We start from the raw sequence: 15,880 nt of genomic DNA, 5'->3' as shown, positions 1-15,880 counted from the left end.
GAAGAAGCGCTCGTGCAGCACGCTGCGCGACGAACGGGTGAGCGGCGTGCGGTCCTGTTCGCCACCGACCGTGGTATCCGGCGCGCTCGATGCTGGAGCATGACGAGAAGGGCGAGCAGGAAGCCATGCTCTGACGCGTCGAAACCCGGCCGGGGACGCACTGCGCTAAGCTTGCGGCCCCATGCCGAACACCCTCGCCAGCGCTGTCCACAGCGACCTCACGATCAAGAAGAGCCGCTTCATCGGCTGCGTCGAGCCGATGCGCGACCGCGCTGCGGCGCAGGCGCGCGTGCTCGAACTGTGGCGTCAGCACCCGGGTGCGACCCACGTGTGCTGGGCGCTGCTGGCCGGCGGCCAGTCGGCGGCGGTCGATGACGGCGAGCCCAGCGGCACGGCCGGCCGGCCGATGCTGGAAGTGCTGCGCCATCAGGATCTGGAAGGCGTGCTGGCGACCGTCGTGCGCTACTACGGCGGCATCAATCTCGGCGCCGGCGGTCTGGTGCGTGCCTACACCGACGCAGTCGCGTCGGCGCTGACCGGTGCGGTCAAGGTGCCCTTGACCAAGCTGCGCGTGCTCCGCTGCACCCTGCCCTATGCGCTCGAAGGTACGGTGCGGCGAGAGATCGACGCCGCTCGCGCCACGCTGGTCAACGTCGCCCACGACTCGGTGGTCGTGATGACGATCAGCCTGCCGGAGCCCGACGCGGCATCATTCATCGCCCGACTCAACGACGCAGGACAGGGGCGCATAGGCTGGATGGACTGAGCCCGCGGCCTCGCAGCGGCGGCCCGTCGGGCATTGACGAGGCTGTCAGGCCAGCTCGCGCAGCAGCCAGCGGTTGATGTCGCGGATTTCCTCGATGCTCACTTCGTGGTCGATGTCGTAGGCGTGCCACTCGTACGGCACGGCCAGCGCGTCGAGCACCTCGCGCGTGGCCAGCGCGCGGTCTATCGTGACCACGCCGTCCTGCGTGCCGTGCGCCAGGAAGACCGGCACGTCGGCGTTCGCTTCGCTGCGCTCCTCGGCGGTCGCTGCCGCCAGCGGCAGATAGCCTGAGAGCCCGACGATGCCCGCCAGCCGTTCCGCGTGCCGCAGTCCGGCGAACAGCGCCATCGCGCAGCCCTGCGAAAACCCCATCAACACGATGCGTGATGCCGGCACGCCACGTTCGACCTCGCGTGCGATCAGCGCGTTGACCAGGGCCTGCGACGCGCGCACGTCGGCTTCGGCTTCCTGCCCGGCGCCCGGCGCATAGAGATCGAACCAGGCGCGCATGATGTAACCGCCGTTACGCGTGACCGGCCGCTCCGGTGCGTCGGGCAACACGAAACGCACCGGACCGACGGCGTCGAGATCCAGCCGCCGGCACACCGGCACGAAGTCGTTGCCGTCGGCGCCGAGACCGTGCAGCACGATAACGGTGGCGACCGGCGAATCGCCGCTTTCGAGTTCGATCAGATTGACGGACATGACGGGGTGCGGTTTCGGACAATCGCGCATGCTAGCCGACACCGGGCCGAGGCGTGTCAGCGCAAGGAATCGCCCCACTGTCGCCCATGCGCGCTAAAGTGCCGCCTCATCAACCGGAGATTCACATGAAGACACTGACCGTACGCGTGACCGCCGAGCTGCAGGTGCCGGACGACTGGACCCTGGCCGACCACGCTTCCGGCATGACGGTGCTGAAGATCGGCGACCAGTTCGTCGACTTCGACATCGCACCGCTGTCCACCCGCGACGACGAACCCGATTCGATGTGGACCGACGACGACGAAGCGCTCACCAGCCGCGTGCTCGATTGCGTGATCGAACTCGACACCGACCTCGAACTCGCCTATCAACAATGAAGACCGGGCGTGACGCCGGTCACGCCCCGTCTGTCTCCAGTCTGCAGCGGAGCACGTAGATACGCCTGTGTTCAACCACCACAGGAGTGAAACGATGTCCCTGAACAACCCCGCCGGCCTTGCGGTCACCGGTGCCACCGCCCGCAGCATCGAACTGCTGGAACAGGCCGAGCACGAACTGCGCTGTTTCATCGGCGACCCGGTCGCCACCATCGACCGCGCACTGACCGAGGCGCCGGACATTGTGATGGGCCACGTGCTGCGTGCCTATCTGCACCTGCTCGGCACCGAGCCGGCCGGCATTCCGGTTGCAGCCGCCGCCCACGCCACGGCCGCCAAGCTGCCGGCGAACGATCGCGAAAGCCGCCACCTGCGTGCGGTCGCGCTGATGACCGAGGGCCGCTGGCGCGCCGCCGCGCGCGTGCTCGAAGACATCGCGATCGATCATCCGCTCGACGTGCTGGCGCTGCAGGTCGGCCAGCAATGCGACTTCCTGCTCGGCGACTCGCGCATGCTGCGCGACCGCATCGCCCGCGCGCTTCCGGCCTGGAGCATGGACATGCCCGCCTGGCACGCGGTGGCCGGCATGCTGGCTTTCGGACTGGAAGAGACCGGCGACTACCTGCGCGCCGAGCGCTACGGTTGACAAGCGGTCGAGATCCAGCCGCGCGACGGCTGGGCGCAGCACGCCGTCGCCCACGTGATGGAGATGCAGGGCCGGCGCCGCGACGGCATCGCCTGGATGCGCACCACGCCGCAGGCATGGGCGCAGGACAGCTTCCTCGCCGTGCACAACCACTGGCATCTGGCGCTGTTCCATCTCGGCGTAGACGAAATCGACGACGTGCTCGCGCTGTTCGACGAGGCGGTGTTCGGCCGCGCCCCCGGTCTCGTATTCGACTTCATCGACATGTCGGCGCTGCTGTGGCGGCTGCATTTGCGCGGCATCGACACCGGCGAACGCTGGCAGGCGGTGGCGGACCGCTGGGCACCGATGGCCGGGCGCAGCCTCTACGCATTCAGCGACATGCACGCAATGATGGCCTTCGCCGCCACCGGTCGCACCGCGCAGATGCGCAACCTGATCGACGCGCAGGAGATGGCGCTGGCCGGCGAAGGCGACAACGCCGGTTTCATCGCCGAGGTCGGCCGTGCCGCCACGCGCGCCATCGCCGCGTTCGGCGAGGGCGACTACGCCAGCACCGTGCGCCTGCTGCGGCCGATCCGCCACGTGTCGCACCGCTTCGGCGGCAGTCACGCACAGCGCGACATCATCGACCTGACGCTGATCGAGGCGGCGCAACGCGACGGTCAGCGGGCGCTGGCCGAGGCCCTGCGCGCCGAGCGTGCGTTCGCGAAACCTGAGCCGGACGCGCCGCGCGTGCGCAGCGCCTGAGCGCGCTCAGGAAGAAGACGGCGGCGGGGGCGGCGACCCGAGGTAGCGCTGGTCCGACCAGGTGGCCAGCCACTCGGGCACGAAGGCGACGAACACCGCCACCAGCATGCCGGTCAGGAAGGCGTCGCCCCAGGCCATCAGCCAGCGCGCGACCAGTGCGTGCTCGACAGCGACGCCGCCCAACAGGTGGTGGATGAACTCGTAGGCCGCACCGGCCGCAAAAATGCTTATCGCGGTGCCGATGAAGCCGCGCCCCAACACGTAGATGAAGGGGTGCGCCGGCAAGCCGCGGCGCAAGGCCTCGCCCAGCGCCAGTGCGAGTGTGGCCGGCACCAGACCTATCCACACCAGCTGCGACAGCACCGCAGCGAAACCGAGGTCGCCGAGCAGCCACACCGCCAGCGCGACCAGCACCAGCTCGATCACCGCCAGCGGCCAGCCGAACATGAGCACGAGAAGGCAGGCGCCTGACAGCTGGATCGATATGCCGTTCGGCAGCATCTGCGGCAGCACCCACAGCAACGACAGCACCACCAGCGAAGCCGCCCACGGCGCCCCGAGCGGCCCGACCAGCATGCGCCAGGGCCGCATCAGCGCGCTGACGCCGAGCGCAAGCAGCAGCAGACAGATTTCGATTGCGAACACAGCGCCTCCCGATCACACGGCGCGCAGTGTGGCACGCCACGGCGCTGGCGTTCATGACGTGAAGCAAGCGCCCGTATCGCCGGAGCGGCGTCGGCAGCGATGCAGCCGCCGCAGCTTTCGATTGAGGCGGTGATCGCGAGCAAGCTCGCTCCCACAGAAACCCGGCTTCGGCGGCGGATCGGGAGTGTCTTCGTGGGAGCGACCTCTGGTCGCGATGCGGCCACCAAGAACCGCCGTCGGGGTCAGAAGACCCCTCCCACAGGACCCCGACCCAGGCTCCGGCCGCCGCTCGGGCGCCCTCACCTGTGGGAGCGGCCTTGGCCGCGACACGGCCTTTGCGGGCCGCCGGCTTCGATTCCCGCCAGCTGTCAGCCGGCGAGACTTTCGAGAAACTGCACCGCGACGTCGGCGCTGCGGGTGCGGCGCATCGGCGGCAGGCTGCGCCAGATCACCTTGCCGTAGTGCTTCTCGACCAGCCGCGGGTCGCACACCATCAGCACGCCGTGGTCGCGCTCGTCGCGGATGAGACGGCCGGCGCCCTGTTTCATGCTGATCACCGCGTGCGGCAGCTGGTACTCGGAAAAGGCGTTGCGCCCCTGCCGCTTCAGGTGTTCGATGCGCGCCGACAGCACCGGATCGTCCGGCGGCGCGAAGGGCAGCTTGTCGATGATGACCAGTTGCAGCGCGTCACCGCGCACGTCCACGCCTTCCCAGAAGCTCTGGCTGGCCACCAGTACGGCGTTGCCGGCGGCGCGATGGCGGTCCAGCAGTTCGCTGCGCGTGGCCTGGCCCTGCATCAGCAGCGGCCGATCCGGATCGTAGGCGGACAGCTTGTCCTCGATCAGCTCATGAATGCGCTTCATCGCCCGCAGCGAGGTGCACAGTACGAACACGCCACCACGGCAGGCCTTGATCAGCGGCCAGGCGGCGCGCGCCACCGCCTCGGCATAGGTCGGCGCCGACGGCTCGGGCATGTTCTCCGGCGCGTACAGCAGCGCCTGCTGTTCGTAGGCGAAGGGGCTGCCCCATTGCGCGGTTTCGGCATTGTGCAGCCCCAGTTCGCCGCAGTAGTGACCGAAGTCGTTGCCGACCGACAGCGTGGCCGAGGTGAATATCCAGGCACGCGGGTTGTCTTCCATCTGCCGGCGGAAGATGTCAGCCACCGACAGCGGTGTGGCATTCAGCGCCAGCGCCTGGGTGTAGACCTCGGCCCAGCGCACGCGGTCCGACTGCTCGCCCGCTTTCTCGCCGGCCTGCCAGCGTTCGACCCGCGCGATCAGGTCGAGCGCGCGCTGCCAGCACTTCTCCAGCCCTTCGCTGCGCGCCGCCTGCGTTTCCAGCAGACCGGCCAGTTCGTTCAGCGCCTCCAGCACGGTGGCCAGCGCCGGTGCGAAAGCCGGACGCTCGTCGATCTGCGCCGCCGACAGCCGCACGTTCTCCTCGCGGAAAACCAGCCGCAGGTCGCGCACCGCTTTCACCAGACGCTCGGCCGATTCCGGCAGCTGCTTGAAATCCTTGGCGCCGACCAGCGCCTCGGCACGCGTGTCGCGCGCCAGTTCGAGCATCTGCGAGGTCGATACCGATTCGCCGAAAAAGAGGCTGGCGGTTTCGGCGAGCTGGTGCGCCTCGTCGAACACGACGGCATTGCAGGCCGGCAGCAGTTCGGCCACGCCCTCGTCGCGCAGCATCAGGTCGGCGAAGAAGAGGTGGTGATTCACCACCACGACGTCAGCTTCCATCGCCTCGCGGCGCGCAGCGGTGACGAAGCACTCCTTGGCATTCGGGCAGTCCTGGCCGAGGCAGTTGTCGCGCGTCAACGTGGCGTGCGACCAGGCACCCGACTCTTCCGGCACTTCGCTGCACTGCGCCTTGTCGCCGGTGCTGGTCATCTTGGCCCAGCGGGCGATGGCCTGCAGGTGAGAGGCGTCTTCACGCGAGCCGAAACGGCCCTCCTGCAGCGAGCGTTCGAGGTGGTAGTGGCACAGGTAGTTGGCGCGGCCCTTCAGCAGCGCGATGCTCACCGGCACGCCGAGCGCGCCGCGCACGGTGGGCAGGTCGCGGCCGTAGAGCTGGTCCTGCAGCGTCTTGGTGCCGGTCAACACGATCACCTTGGCGCCGGACAGCAGCGCCGGCACGAGGTAGGCGTAGGTCTTGCCGGTGCCGGTGCCCGCCTCAACCACCAGCACACTGCGGTCGGCGATGGCCTGCGCCACGCGCTCGGCCATTTCGGTCTGCTGCGTGCGCGGCGTAAAACCGGGGATGGCGCGGGCCAGCGGGCCGTCGGGAGCGAAAGTGGCGGGAATGTCGGACACGGAGAGGAATGAAGTGCGGAAGACGGCTGAAACCGGCCACGAGTGTACCGCAGCGCCGTCGTCCCCACATCTGCCGGCCGGACCGTGGCGCCGTCATGTCCTATCCTGAAAACTGGCTTCAAAAAGAGACCGCCATGGATACCGCCACGCAGCCGCCCGTCGTCACCCGCACCGAACACGATTCCTTCGGCCCGATCGAGGTGCCGGCGGACCGCCTGTGGGGCGCGCAGACGCAGCGCTCGCTGCAGCATTTCGCCATCTCGACCGAGCGCATGCCGCGCGAACTGATACACGCGCTGGCCGCGGTCAAGCGCGCGGCGGCGCTGGCCAATGGCCGGCTGGGCAAGCTGCCGGCCGAGCGCATGACCGCCATCGTCGCAGCCGCCGACGAGGTGCTCGCCGGCCAGCATGACGACGAGTTTCCGCTGTCGCTGTGGCAGACCGGCTCCGGTACGCAGACCAATATGAATATGAACGAGGTGCTGGCCAACCGTGGCTCGCAACTGATGGGCGGTGACTGTGGCGGGGCGCGCACGCTGCACCCGAACGACGACGTGAACATGGGCCAGTCGTCAAACGACGTGTTTCCCACCGCGATGCACGTGGCCGCCGCCTATGCCGTCCGGCGTGCGCTGATGCCTGCGCTCGACGCGCTGCACGCGCAACTGGCCGACAAGGCGGTCGCCTTTGCCGACATCGTCAAGATCGGCCGCACCCATCTGCAGGATGCCACGCCGCTGACGCTGGGGCAGGAATTCTCCGGCTACGCGGCCCAGCTCGCGCTGGCCCGCTCGGCCATCGTCGCGGCACTGCCGGCCGTACATGCGCTGGCGATAGGCGGTACCGCGGTCGGCACCGGCCTGAACACCCATCCGGAATTCGGCACGCGGGTGGCGAACAAGCTGGCCGACGGCACAGGCCTGCCCTTCGTGCGCGCCGACAACCCGTTCGCCGCGCTGGCCGGGCACGAGCCGCTGGTGGCACTGCACGGCGCGCTGAAGACGCTGGCCGTCGCGCTGAGCAAGATCGCCAACGACATCCGCTGGCTCGCCTCAGGCCCGCGCTGCGGCATCGGCGAACTGGCGCTGCCGGAGAACGAGCCCGGCAGTTCCATCATGCCGGGCAAGGTGAACCCGACCCAGTGCGAAGCGCTCACGATGTTGTGCGCCCAGGTCATCGGCAACGACGTCGCGGTCACGGTGGGCGGCGCATCGGGCAACTTCGAACTGAACGTCTACAAACCGCTGATCGCCGGCGCCGTGCTGCAGAGCATCCGCCTGCTGGCCGACGGCATGCGCAGCTTCGACACCCACTGCGTCGCCGGCATCGAAGCGCGGCGCGAGCGCATCGAGGCGCTGATGCAGCAGTCGCTGATGCTGGTGACCGCGCTGGTGCCGCACATCGGCTACGACCGCGCGGCGAAGATCGCCGCCCGCGCCCACCGCGAAGGTCTGACCTTGCGCGAGGCGGCGCTCGCTTCGGGCGACGTGAGCGGCGGACAGTTCGACCAGTGGGTACAGCCCGGCGCGATGGTGGGCGAGCGCGCACAATGAGAACGGAACCATCTGCCCACCGGACATTCCGATCAGGAGCAGCATCTACTCACCGACAGGAGATCGTCATGGACATCACGCCGCATTCAATGGAAAACCTGTTCGACCAGCTTGGCCTGCCGAGCGACCCGCAATCGATCGAGGGCTTCATCGCGCTATTCGGCCCGATTGACAACGGCACCAAGCTGCACGAAGCCACCTTCTGGAGTCCCGCACAGGCCGCCTTCCTGCGCGACGCGCTGAACCAGGACGCCGACTGGTCAGACACCGTAAACTCGTTGAACGCCGAAATGCACGCCCCGCAGGGCAAGGGCTGGCGGCGCCACTGCGTCTGACGCCGTCAGCCCCGCCCGCCCCACGAACAACCTCCACGCGGCTGGCGTACCCTTGCGTCTTCACTCAACGAAGGAGACGGACATGGGGCTTTTCGACTCGATCGCAGGACAGGTGGCCGGCGCGCTCGGCGGACAATCCGGCGCCGGCGGCAACGCCGCACTGATCCAGGCCGCGATGAGCCTGATCAACAGCCCGCAGATCGGCGGCATCCAGGGGCTGATCGCCAAGTTCCAGCAGGGCGGCCTGGGCGAAGTGATCGCCTCCTGGCTGGGATCCGGCCCCAACCTGCCGATCTCCGGCGACCAGATCAAGGCCGTGTTCGGCGCCGAACAGATCGGCGGTGTAGCGCAGCAGGTGGGCATGTCGTCGCAGGAAGTATCGTCCGGCCTCGCCGGCCTGCTGCCGCAGCTGATCGACAAGCTGTCACCCGATGGCAAGGCGCCCGAGGGAGATGCGCTGCAGGCGGCGATGGGGGTGCTGGGTGGGCTGCTGAAGTCCTAGCATCCTTGCCGCGGGTGGAGGTCACCAACAAGCCCCGCCGCGGCAGCCTGGACCAGACCGAACGCCCGCAGGCGATCGGCAACCGATGACGCCCATCGATCTCCCCATGACATCCCAGAGCCGGCCACGATCACGACGAATTCTGTCCCCCGGGGTCGTTCTGCCGCTCGCGGCGTCGCTGCCGTTCTTCTGGCTCTGGTACTCGCGTTACCTCAGGATCGAGTTCAACGAACTTGGCCGCCACTACGACACGGCGACGCAGACCGTGCACACCGATGCGGCCTTCGTGTGGTGCCTGCCGGCGCTGGGGTGCCTGCTGATTGCCGTGGTCAATCTGGTGCGTACAGCGAGACGCAAGGCCTCGCCCTGACAGAGCACTGTTTTGACGAGTGCGACGCCATCAGCTCATCGCCTGGCGAGACTGAAATACCCGCAAAGCCCCACTGGCACCGCCAGCAGCGCCCACGACAAGGCGTCCCAGCCGTCGTCGCCGACCAGCGCCGACAGCAGTCCGATGGCGGTCAGTACGGCGATCAGCAGCGGCCAGCGGAAAATGACGGTATTCGATCTGGCGCCTTTCATGTGCCACCCCGGGCGGTGCTCACTGCAGGAGTGACGCTGACGGGCGCCGCGGCCGCGTGTCTGTGCTTGCGCCACCACAGCACGAGCCCGCTCCACAACACGACGACGGTGACGAGGTCGAGCAGCGCCCACAGGATTTTCAGCGGCAGGCCACCGTAGTCGCCGAAGTGCAGCGGCTGCGACACGAGCAGCGCGGTGGCGTACCAAGGGCGCGGTTTCGTTTCGATCACCGCCGCACTGACCGGGTCGATCAGCGTGGCCTTCAACAGTTTGGCGGTGAGCGGCGTGTCGCCGTGCAGGAAGACGGCGTAGTGCGAGGGCGTCGATAGCAGCGTGCCGGGAAAGGCGACGGTGGCGACGGCCATGCCCGGCTCAGCCGCCAGTGCGGCATCGACCAGCGACTGCAGCGGCGCGGCGCGGCCGCCGGGCGCAGCGCCGGCCCCGGCGGTCTTCAGCGCGGCCACCTGTTCCGCCTGCCAGGCCTTCAGGATCAGGTCGGCCCAGGTGTTGATGACGCCGGTGCCCCCCACGACCAGCGCCCAGGTGACGGTGACGATGCCCAGCATGTTGTGCATGTCCAGCCACCACAGTTTCGTCGAGCGACTGCGGCGCACCTCGCCGAAGTCGAGCTTGCGCATGAAGGGGGCGTACAGCACGACGCCGCTGACCAGCGCGACCACCAGCAGCAGGCCCATGAAGCCGAGGAACAGCCGGCCGGCCAGACCGGCGAACAGGTTGACGTGCAGCCGGTACATCAGGTGCATGAAACCTTCGTCGAAGCGCGGCTCGCCGAGGACTTCGCCGGTGCGCGCATCGACCACCGAGAACTTCGCCTGCGTCTCGTCGGTGTCGGGCCGGGTGTCCATCTTGACCACCCACATGTCCGGCTCGTCCTCTTCCTTGAACAGGTAGAGCGGCACCAGCTCCGGATGGTGGCGGCGCGCCGATTCGACGATGCGGTCAACCGGCAGATGCGCGGTGCCGGCGGGCATTTCCGGCGCCTCGATGTGCTTGCCGAGTGCGTGGTCGATCTCGTGATAGAAGACCAGCGGCAGGCCGGTCAGACACAGCAGCAGCATGAACAGCGTGCACACCAGACTGGACCATTTGTGCACCCACATCCAGCGCTGCAGCGCGGTGGCGCGGGATCGCACGGCGGTCGTACAGGACGCCGTGGCGGTGTCGGGCGTAACGGATTTCATCGATGGACGGGGCCGGACTTGAGGTAGCAGGGATACAGCAGCACGCCGCGCCGGTGTGCAAAAAGTCGCAAACAATACAAAAACAAGAACGATTCGTAATACGATTCGAGGCTTCCGATTCTACCTCAGCACCCCGTGCCCTCCGCTGCAATGAAAAAAGCCCCTGCTTTCCCGCGCCGTCCCCTCGCGCTCGCCATCATGGCGGCGCTCGCCAGCACCGTCGCTCACGCCCAGCAGACCGAAGATCCGTCGGCGCCGATCACGCTGGCGCCGGTGGTGGTCGAGGCCAGCGCCGACGCGTCGGCCGCCGGCCTGCCGCCCGCCTTCGCCGGCGGACAGGTGGCGAAGGGTGCGCGCATCGGCATTCTCGGCAACCAGAGCACGCTGGACACGCCATTCAGCACCACTGCCTACACGAGCCAGCTGATCGAGGACCAGCAGGCCTCGGGCGTCGCCGAAGTGCTGCGCAATGACCCGACCGTGCGCATTTCGCGCGGCTTCGGTAACTTCCAGGAGCTTTACGTCATCCGCGGCTTTCCGCTGTTTTCAGACGACATGGCCTACAACGGCCTTTACGGCGTGCTGCCGCGGCAGTACGTGGCAACCGAGTTCCTCGAACGCGTCGAGGTGCTGCGCGGCGCCAATACTTTCGTGAACGGCGCCGCCCCGGGCGGTACCGCGGGCAGCGGTATCGGCGGCTCGATCAATCTGGTGCCCAAGCGCGCGCCGAACGAAGACCTGACACGCCTGACCTACGGTCTGCAGACCGGCGGTCAGGACTACCTTGCGGCCGACGTGGCGCGCCGCTTCGGCGAAAACAAGGAACTGGGCCTGCGCGTGAATGCAGCCCGCCGCGTCGGCGGCACTGGCATCGACAACGAACGCAAGGACTTCGAAATGTTCTCGCTGGGCGCGGATTACCGCGGCCGCGACTTCCGGCTGTCGGCCGACGTCGGCATGCAGGACCAGAACCTGATCGAGGGCCGTCCGAGCCTCTTGCGCGGCGGCGGTCTCACGTTCGTCCCGCGTCCGCCGAGTGCATCGTCGAACTACTCGCAGCCGTGGATCTACTCCGGCGACCAGACCGTTTTCGGTACGGTGCGGGCCGAGTTCGACCTGAGCGACGTCACCACCACCTGGGTGGCCGTCGGCGCGCGCCGTGGCAAGGAACGCAACTCGCTGCCCTTCCACTTCCTCGACTCGAACGGCACGATCAACTCCAGCCGCTTCGACAACTATCGCGACGAGGTTGTGGTGACCGGCGAGGCGGGTATCCGTACCCAAGTGACGACCGGAGCGGTCCAGCACCGCCTGACGGCGTCGATGGCCGGCCACTGGCGCACCGAGAAGAACGAAAACGAGTTCGGCGCCGCCTTCGTCGACAACCTGTACGACCCGCAACCGGTTGCACGACCGGGCGGTGCTGCCAATCCCGAGCTGAACTCGCCGCAGACTCAGCAGAAGACCCGCAGCTTCAGTCTCGCGCTCGCCGACACCATGGCCTTTGCCAACGACCGTCTGCTGCTCACGCTCGGCGCACGGCTGCAGAAGATCATCGACGTGCCCTACAACGACTATGCGGTGTTCGGCACCTCCTATGAGAAGACCAAGCTCACGCCGGCGGTCGGCGCGGTATACAAGCTGACGCAGGAAATGTCGCTGTACGCCAACTACGCCGAGGCACTGACCCGTGGCGGCACCGCGCCGAACACCGCGGTCAATGCCAACGAGCGCCTGTCGCCCTTCGTGTCGAAACAGACTGAAGCCGGCGTGAAGTACGAGGACAAGCGCTTCGGCGCCGGTCTGGCGGTGTTCTCGATCGAATTGCCGAGTGCTTTCGTCGGCGCCGACAACGTGTTCCGCGCCAGCGGCGAGCAGCAGAACACCGGCATCGAGCTGACGCTGTACGGCGAACCGCTGCCGGGCCTGCGCCTGCTCGGTGGCGCCACCTGGATCGACGCCGAACTGGAGCGTACCGCCGGTGGCACCAACGACGGCAACCGCGCAATCGGCGTACCGTCCGCCCAGTACACGTTCGGAGTCGAGTGGGATGTGCCGCTGCTGCGCGGCCTGAGTCTGGACGCACGCACCGTCTACACTGCGTCACAGTATTTCGATGCCACCAACACGGCGTCCATCCCGAGCTGGACCCGTTTCGACCTCGGCGCACGCTACATCACGCGGGTCGCCGGCAAGGACGTCATCTTCCGCGCCCGCGTCAACAATGTGAGCGACCGCGCCTACTGGGCGGCTGCCGGCGGCTACCCCGGCTCCAGCTATCTGGTGCAGGGCGCGCCGCGTACTGCCATGCTCAGCGCCACGGTCGATTTCTGACCTTCCCTCCTAGTTCGACCGCCACCCCGACAGCATGATCTGCCGGGGTGGCCGGGCAGCTTGACCGGCTGCAACATAAGCAATAGCGTGCGTTCCGTGCTCAAGGCCCTGATTCCGGGGGCCGTTTACCCTGGACCCACGCGAAGCCGGCCCGGTCATCGACATGCCCACACAAAACGCCGAATCCGTTGACGCTGCCGCCGGCTTGCGCTCGCCGGCGACCGTCTGTCTGGTCGCCCTGCTGCTGATGGTGTTCGCGGCCCTGCTGCCACCGATCCCGCTGTTCGAAGGCCGACATGGCGAGATGCTGGCCTTCCACCTGCTGCTGGAGACTTTCTCCGTCGTGGTGTCGGCACTGGTGGTCATCATGTCCTGGCACCGCTTCGACCAGGCGGGTGACTACGCGTCCAACACGCTCATCTTCGGTTTCTCGGTGGTCGCCGGCTGCGACCTGATCCATGCGCTGACCTACGCCGGCATGCCGGCGCTGCTGACCGAGAGCAGCACGGCGAAAGCCATCTTCTTCTGGCTGGCCGGCCGCTCGTTCGAGTTGCTGACCGTCGCGCTGGTGGCGGCGCGCATCGCCCTGCCGGGCTCACGCAGCGGCTGGCTGGGGCTCGGCCTGCTCGCCACTTGTGCGCTGTTCGCGGCCGGCACCTGGTTCCTCGACCTCTTTCCGGTGACTTTCGTGCCCGGCGTCGGCGTCACCGCGTTCAAGGCCGGCTTCGAGTACGCGCTGTGCGCCGGCAATCTGGCGGTGGCCGGCTGGCTGTTCTGGCAGAACCGCATGGCGCCTGACCCGCGCACCCGCTACCTCGCCTGCGCCTGTTTCGTCATGGGCATCGGCGAACTGGCGTTCACCAACTACACGACGGCGTCGGACTTCATGAACATGTTCGGCCATCTGTACAAGATCGCCGCCTACGCCTTCGTCTATCGCGCCACCTTCGTCGTCGGCCTGCGCGAGCCCTACCAGTTGCTGCAGCGTTCCGAACATGCGCTGCGCGATCGCGAACGCGAGCTCGACACGATACTGTCCAACGTGCCGGCCGACATCGCGCGCATCGACCGCGACCTGCGTTTCCGCTATGTGAACCCGATGCACGAGTTGCACCTGGGCCGCGCCGCTCGCGACATTGTCGGTCGCACGGTGGACGACGTGATGCCGCCGCAACTGGCCGGACAGATGCGGCCGCGGCTGGCCGAGGCCCTGCAGGGCCGGCGCGTCGAATTCGACTGCAATTTCACCGGAAACGACGGCAACGCCGTCCACCTGTCATCGACCTTGGTGCCGGAACGCAGCGCCGACGGCGGCATCGACAGCGTGGTGCTGATTCTCAACGACACCACCGAGCGCGAGCGTGCGCAGCGCCGCGTGCTCGACTCGCTGCGCGAGGTCGGCGAGCTGAAGGCGGCGCTGGACGCGCATGCCATCGTCGCGGAAACCGATGCGCGCGGCGTCATCACGCGGGTGAACGACAAGTTCTGCGAAATCTCGCAGTACGCGCGCGAAGAGCTGGTGGGGCGCAGCCACCGCGTCATCAATTCGGGCACGCATGCGCCCGGGTTCTTCGCCGACATGTGGAAGACCATTTCAAGCGGGCTGGTGTGGCATGGCGACATCTGCAACCGGGCCAAGGACGGCTCGCTTTACTGGGTGCACACCACCATCGTGCCGCTGGTCAACGCCGACGGCGTGCCGCAGCGCTACATCGCGATACGCGCCGACATCACGACGCGCAAGAAGGCCGAGCACGAGGCGCAACGGCTGGCCTTCCACGACGAACTGACCGGCCTGCCCAACCGCCGTCTGATGAACAGCCGGCTCGACCAAGCCATCGCCGGTGCCGTGCGCGACGGGCAGCACGGCGCGCTGCTGCTGATGGATCTCGACAACTTCAAGGAAATCAACGACACGCTGGGCCACGCCCAGGGTGACGCGCTGCTGCAGCAGATGTCGGCGCGACTGCGCAGCTGCGTGCGCGACACGGACACCGTGGCGAGACTGGGCGGCGACGAGTTCGTCGTCATCCTGGGCAATCTCGGTATCGATCTGCAGGCTGCTTCGCTGCGCGTCGGCGAGATCGGCGACAAGCTGCGCGAAGCACTGGCGGGCGAATGCGACCTCGGCGGACAGATGGTCAGCTCCACCGCCAGCATCGGCGCCGTGCTGTTCAACTGCGCCGATGACCGCGCCGACGAACTGCTGAAGCAGGCCGACATGGCGCTGTACAAGGCGAAGGAAAGCGGCCGCAACCGGCTGAGCTTCTTCGACCCCACGTTGCAGGAGAACACCACCGCCCGCGCCCAGTTGCTGCGCGACCTGCGCGGCGCGCTCGAGCGCGGCGAACTGCGGTTGCACTACCAGCCAGTGACCGACGCCGAGCGGCGCATCACCGGCGTCGAGGCGCTGGTCCGCTGGCAGCACCCGGTGCGCGGCATGGTGTCGCCAGCGGCCTTCATTCCGCTGGCCGAGCAGAGCAACCACATCCTGCCGATCGGCCAGTGGGTGCTCGATACCGCCTGTGCCCAGTTGCGCGCCTGGGCCGACGACCCGCTGCGGGCTCAGTGGACGATCGCGGTGAACGTGAGCGAGCGGCAGTTCCACGAATCCGGCTTCGTCGGACGGGTCGAGCAGGCGCTGGCCGACCGCGGCGCCGATCCGCGCCGGCTGCGGCTCGAACTGACCGAAAGCATGCTGCACCGCGACCTCGACATGACGCTGGCGACGATGCGCACACTGCAGCAGCGCGGCGTGCGCTTCGCACTGGACGATTTCGGCACCGGCTATTCCTCGCTCGCCTACCTGAAGAAGCTGCCGCTGGACCAGCTCAAGATCGACAAGAGCTTCGTCGACGAGGTGCTGAGCGACCCGCACTCGGCCGCCATCGTGCGCACCATCCTGTCGCTGGCCGACAACCTTGGCCTGACCGTAGTGGCCGAAGGCGTCGAAACCGAGGCGCAGATGGCCTTTCTGTCCGCGCACGGCTGCGACGCCTTCCAGGGCTACCTGCTGAGCAGACCGCTGCCGGTGGAGCAATTGCCGGACCGCATCGGCGTCGCACCGGCGCTGGCCTGAAAAGCGCCGGACGCCCGCTCCAGCCGCCGGTTCTGTCCACATAACCGCCGGCCGACGCCTGCGGCAGCTTGAGTGCTGCGCTGCAGTGCCGG

Annotated in this window: 15 protein-coding genes; 10 read left to right on the top strand and 5 right to left on the bottom strand. The window is 67.8% G+C overall.

Going from position 1 to position 15,880, the window contains the following annotated elements; genetic code table 11:
- Positions 1 to 181: 181 nt before the first annotated feature.
- A complete protein-coding gene (locus ACQ66H_RS06655) occupies positions 182 to 766 on the top strand; it encodes an IMPACT family protein (RefSeq protein ID WP_430433328.1) in 585 nt (194 codons plus the stop codon).
- Between the two features lie 45 nt (positions 767 to 811).
- Here ACQ66H_RS06655 and ACQ66H_RS06650 read toward each other — a convergent pair whose 3' ends face one another.
- Positions 812 to 1,471, bottom strand: a complete 660-nt coding sequence (locus ACQ66H_RS06650) for an alpha/beta hydrolase (RefSeq protein WP_430433327.1) — start codon at positions 1,469 to 1,471, stop codon at positions 812 to 814.
- A 125-nt stretch (positions 1,472 to 1,596) separates the two neighbouring features.
- Here ACQ66H_RS06650 and ACQ66H_RS06645 point away from each other — a divergent pair, with 125 nt between their 5' ends.
- The 3 genes from ACQ66H_RS06645 to ACQ66H_RS06635 all read left to right on the top strand — a co-directional run bounded on the left by ACQ66H_RS06645 (position 1,597) and on the right by ACQ66H_RS06635 (position 3,244).
- Positions 1,597 to 1,848 carry a hypothetical protein gene (locus ACQ66H_RS06645; RefSeq protein ID WP_019918950.1) on the top strand — a complete coding sequence of 84 codons (252 nt, stop codon included), beginning with the start codon at positions 1,597 to 1,599 and terminating at the stop codon, positions 1,846 to 1,848.
- 94 nt (positions 1,849 to 1,942) lie between these two features.
- The gene (locus ACQ66H_RS06640; protein ID WP_430433326.1) at positions 1,943 to 2,494 is read left to right on the top strand and encodes a hypothetical protein; all 552 of its coding nucleotides are present in this window, start codon (positions 1,943 to 1,945) and stop codon (positions 2,492 to 2,494) included.
- A gap of 54 nt (positions 2,495 to 2,548) precedes the next feature.
- Positions 2,549 to 3,244, top strand: coding sequence for a hypothetical protein (locus tag ACQ66H_RS06635; RefSeq protein ID WP_430433325.1), 696 nt, complete (start codon positions 2,549 to 2,551; stop codon positions 3,242 to 3,244).
- 6 nt (positions 3,245 to 3,250) lie between these two features.
- Here ACQ66H_RS06635 and ACQ66H_RS06630 read toward each other — a convergent pair whose 3' ends face one another.
- On the bottom strand, positions 3,251 to 3,889 hold the full coding sequence (locus tag ACQ66H_RS06630) for a hypothetical protein (RefSeq protein ID WP_430433324.1): 639 nt from the start codon (positions 3,887 to 3,889) through the stop codon (positions 3,251 to 3,253).
- A gap of 368 nt (positions 3,890 to 4,257) precedes the next feature.
- Positions 4,258 to 6,201 (bottom strand): ATP-dependent DNA helicase, encoded by a 1,944-nt coding sequence (locus ACQ66H_RS06625; protein WP_430433323.1) that lies wholly within the window; start codon positions 6,199 to 6,201, stop codon positions 4,258 to 4,260.
- 134 nt (positions 6,202 to 6,335) lie between these two features.
- Here ACQ66H_RS06625 and fumC point away from each other — a divergent pair, with 134 nt between their 5' ends.
- The 4 genes from fumC (at position 6,336) to ACQ66H_RS06605 (ending at position 8,961) form a co-directional block, all read left to right on the top strand.
- The gene (gene fumC, locus ACQ66H_RS06620) at positions 6,336 to 7,754 is read left to right on the top strand and encodes a class II fumarate hydratase (RefSeq protein WP_430433322.1); all 1,419 of its coding nucleotides are present in this window, start codon (positions 6,336 to 6,338) and stop codon (positions 7,752 to 7,754) included.
- Between the two features lie 68 nt (positions 7,755 to 7,822).
- Positions 7,823 to 8,089: a DUF2789 domain-containing protein gene (locus ACQ66H_RS06615; RefSeq protein ID WP_430433321.1), complete on the top strand. Its 267-nt coding sequence runs from the start codon at positions 7,823 to 7,825 to the stop codon at positions 8,087 to 8,089.
- Between the two features lie 82 nt (positions 8,090 to 8,171).
- Positions 8,172 to 8,591 (top strand): YidB family protein, encoded by a 420-nt coding sequence (locus ACQ66H_RS06610; RefSeq protein WP_430433320.1) that lies wholly within the window; start codon positions 8,172 to 8,174, stop codon positions 8,589 to 8,591.
- An 85-nt stretch (positions 8,592 to 8,676) separates the two neighbouring features.
- Positions 8,677 to 8,961 carry a hypothetical protein gene (locus tag ACQ66H_RS06605; RefSeq protein WP_430433318.1) on the top strand — a complete coding sequence of 95 codons (285 nt, stop codon included), beginning with the start codon at positions 8,677 to 8,679 and terminating at the stop codon, positions 8,959 to 8,961.
- A gap of 35 nt (positions 8,962 to 8,996) precedes the next feature.
- Here ACQ66H_RS06605 and ACQ66H_RS06600 read toward each other — a convergent pair whose 3' ends face one another.
- Together ACQ66H_RS06600 and ACQ66H_RS06595 are read right to left on the bottom strand one after the other, a co-directional pair.
- Entirely contained in the window at positions 8,997 to 9,173 is a 177-nt protein-coding gene (locus ACQ66H_RS06600; RefSeq protein ID WP_019918959.1) for a hypothetical protein, read from the bottom strand.
- Entirely contained in the window at positions 9,170 to 10,375 is a 1,206-nt protein-coding gene (locus ACQ66H_RS06595; RefSeq protein ID WP_430433317.1) for a PepSY-associated TM helix domain-containing protein, read from the bottom strand. The genes ACQ66H_RS06600 and ACQ66H_RS06595 overlap by 4 nt, the downstream gene beginning before the upstream one ends.
- A gap of 150 nt (positions 10,376 to 10,525) precedes the next feature.
- Here ACQ66H_RS06595 and ACQ66H_RS06590 point away from each other — a divergent pair, with 150 nt between their 5' ends.
- Both ACQ66H_RS06590 and ACQ66H_RS06585 read left to right on the top strand, forming a co-directional pair.
- Positions 10,526 to 12,709: a TonB-dependent receptor gene (locus ACQ66H_RS06590; protein ID WP_430433316.1), complete on the top strand. Its 2,184-nt coding sequence runs from the start codon at positions 10,526 to 10,528 to the stop codon at positions 12,707 to 12,709.
- A 163-nt stretch (positions 12,710 to 12,872) separates the two neighbouring features.
- Positions 12,873 to 15,788: a bifunctional diguanylate cyclase/phosphodiesterase gene (locus ACQ66H_RS06585; RefSeq protein WP_430433315.1), complete on the top strand. Its 2,916-nt coding sequence runs from the start codon at positions 12,873 to 12,875 to the stop codon at positions 15,786 to 15,788.
- The last annotated feature ends 92 nt before the right edge of the window (positions 15,789 to 15,880 follow it).

Source organism: Methyloversatilis sp. (assembly GCF_965284615.1).
In the GTDB taxonomy this organism is placed as follows: Bacteria; Pseudomonadota; Gammaproteobacteria; order Burkholderiales; family Rhodocyclaceae; genus Methyloversatilis.
Note: the sequence above shows the minus strand (reverse complement) of the source record. Positions and strands in the feature narration are given on the sequence as shown.

What these genes read in the sequence shown, in the direction of transcription:
- ACQ66H_RS06655 (WP_430433328.1), top strand. Translation starts at nt 182, where the DNA reads ATGCCGAACACCCTCGCCAGCGCTGTCCACAGCGACCTCACGATCAAG.
- ACQ66H_RS06650 (WP_430433327.1), bottom strand. Translation starts at nt 1,471, where the DNA reads ATGTCCGTCAATCTGATCGAACTCGAAAGCGGCGATTCGCCGGTCGCC.
- ACQ66H_RS06645 (WP_019918950.1), top strand. Translation starts at nt 1,597, where the DNA reads ATGAAGACACTGACCGTACGCGTGACCGCCGAGCTGCAGGTGCCGGAC.
- ACQ66H_RS06640 (WP_430433326.1), top strand. Translation starts at nt 1,943, where the DNA reads ATGTCCCTGAACAACCCCGCCGGCCTTGCGGTCACCGGTGCCACCGCC.
- fumC (WP_430433322.1), top strand. Translation starts at nt 6,336, where the DNA reads ATGGATACCGCCACGCAGCCGCCCGTCGTCACCCGCACCGAACACGAT.
- ACQ66H_RS06615 (WP_430433321.1), top strand. Translation starts at nt 7,823, where the DNA reads ATGGACATCACGCCGCATTCAATGGAAAACCTGTTCGACCAGCTTGGC.
- ACQ66H_RS06610 (WP_430433320.1), top strand. Translation starts at nt 8,172, where the DNA reads ATGGGGCTTTTCGACTCGATCGCAGGACAGGTGGCCGGCGCGCTCGGC.
- ACQ66H_RS06605 (WP_430433318.1), top strand. Translation starts at nt 8,677, where the DNA reads ATGACGCCCATCGATCTCCCCATGACATCCCAGAGCCGGCCACGATCA.
- ACQ66H_RS06600 (WP_019918959.1), bottom strand. Translation starts at nt 9,173, where the DNA reads ATGAAAGGCGCCAGATCGAATACCGTCATTTTCCGCTGGCCGCTGCTG.
- ACQ66H_RS06595 (WP_430433317.1), bottom strand. Translation starts at nt 10,375, where the DNA reads ATGAAATCCGTTACGCCCGACACCGCCACGGCGTCCTGTACGACCGCC.
- ACQ66H_RS06590 (WP_430433316.1), top strand. Translation starts at nt 10,526, where the DNA reads ATGAAAAAAGCCCCTGCTTTCCCGCGCCGTCCCCTCGCGCTCGCCATC.
- ACQ66H_RS06585 (WP_430433315.1), top strand. Translation starts at nt 12,873, where the DNA reads ATGCCCACACAAAACGCCGAATCCGTTGACGCTGCCGCCGGCTTGCGC.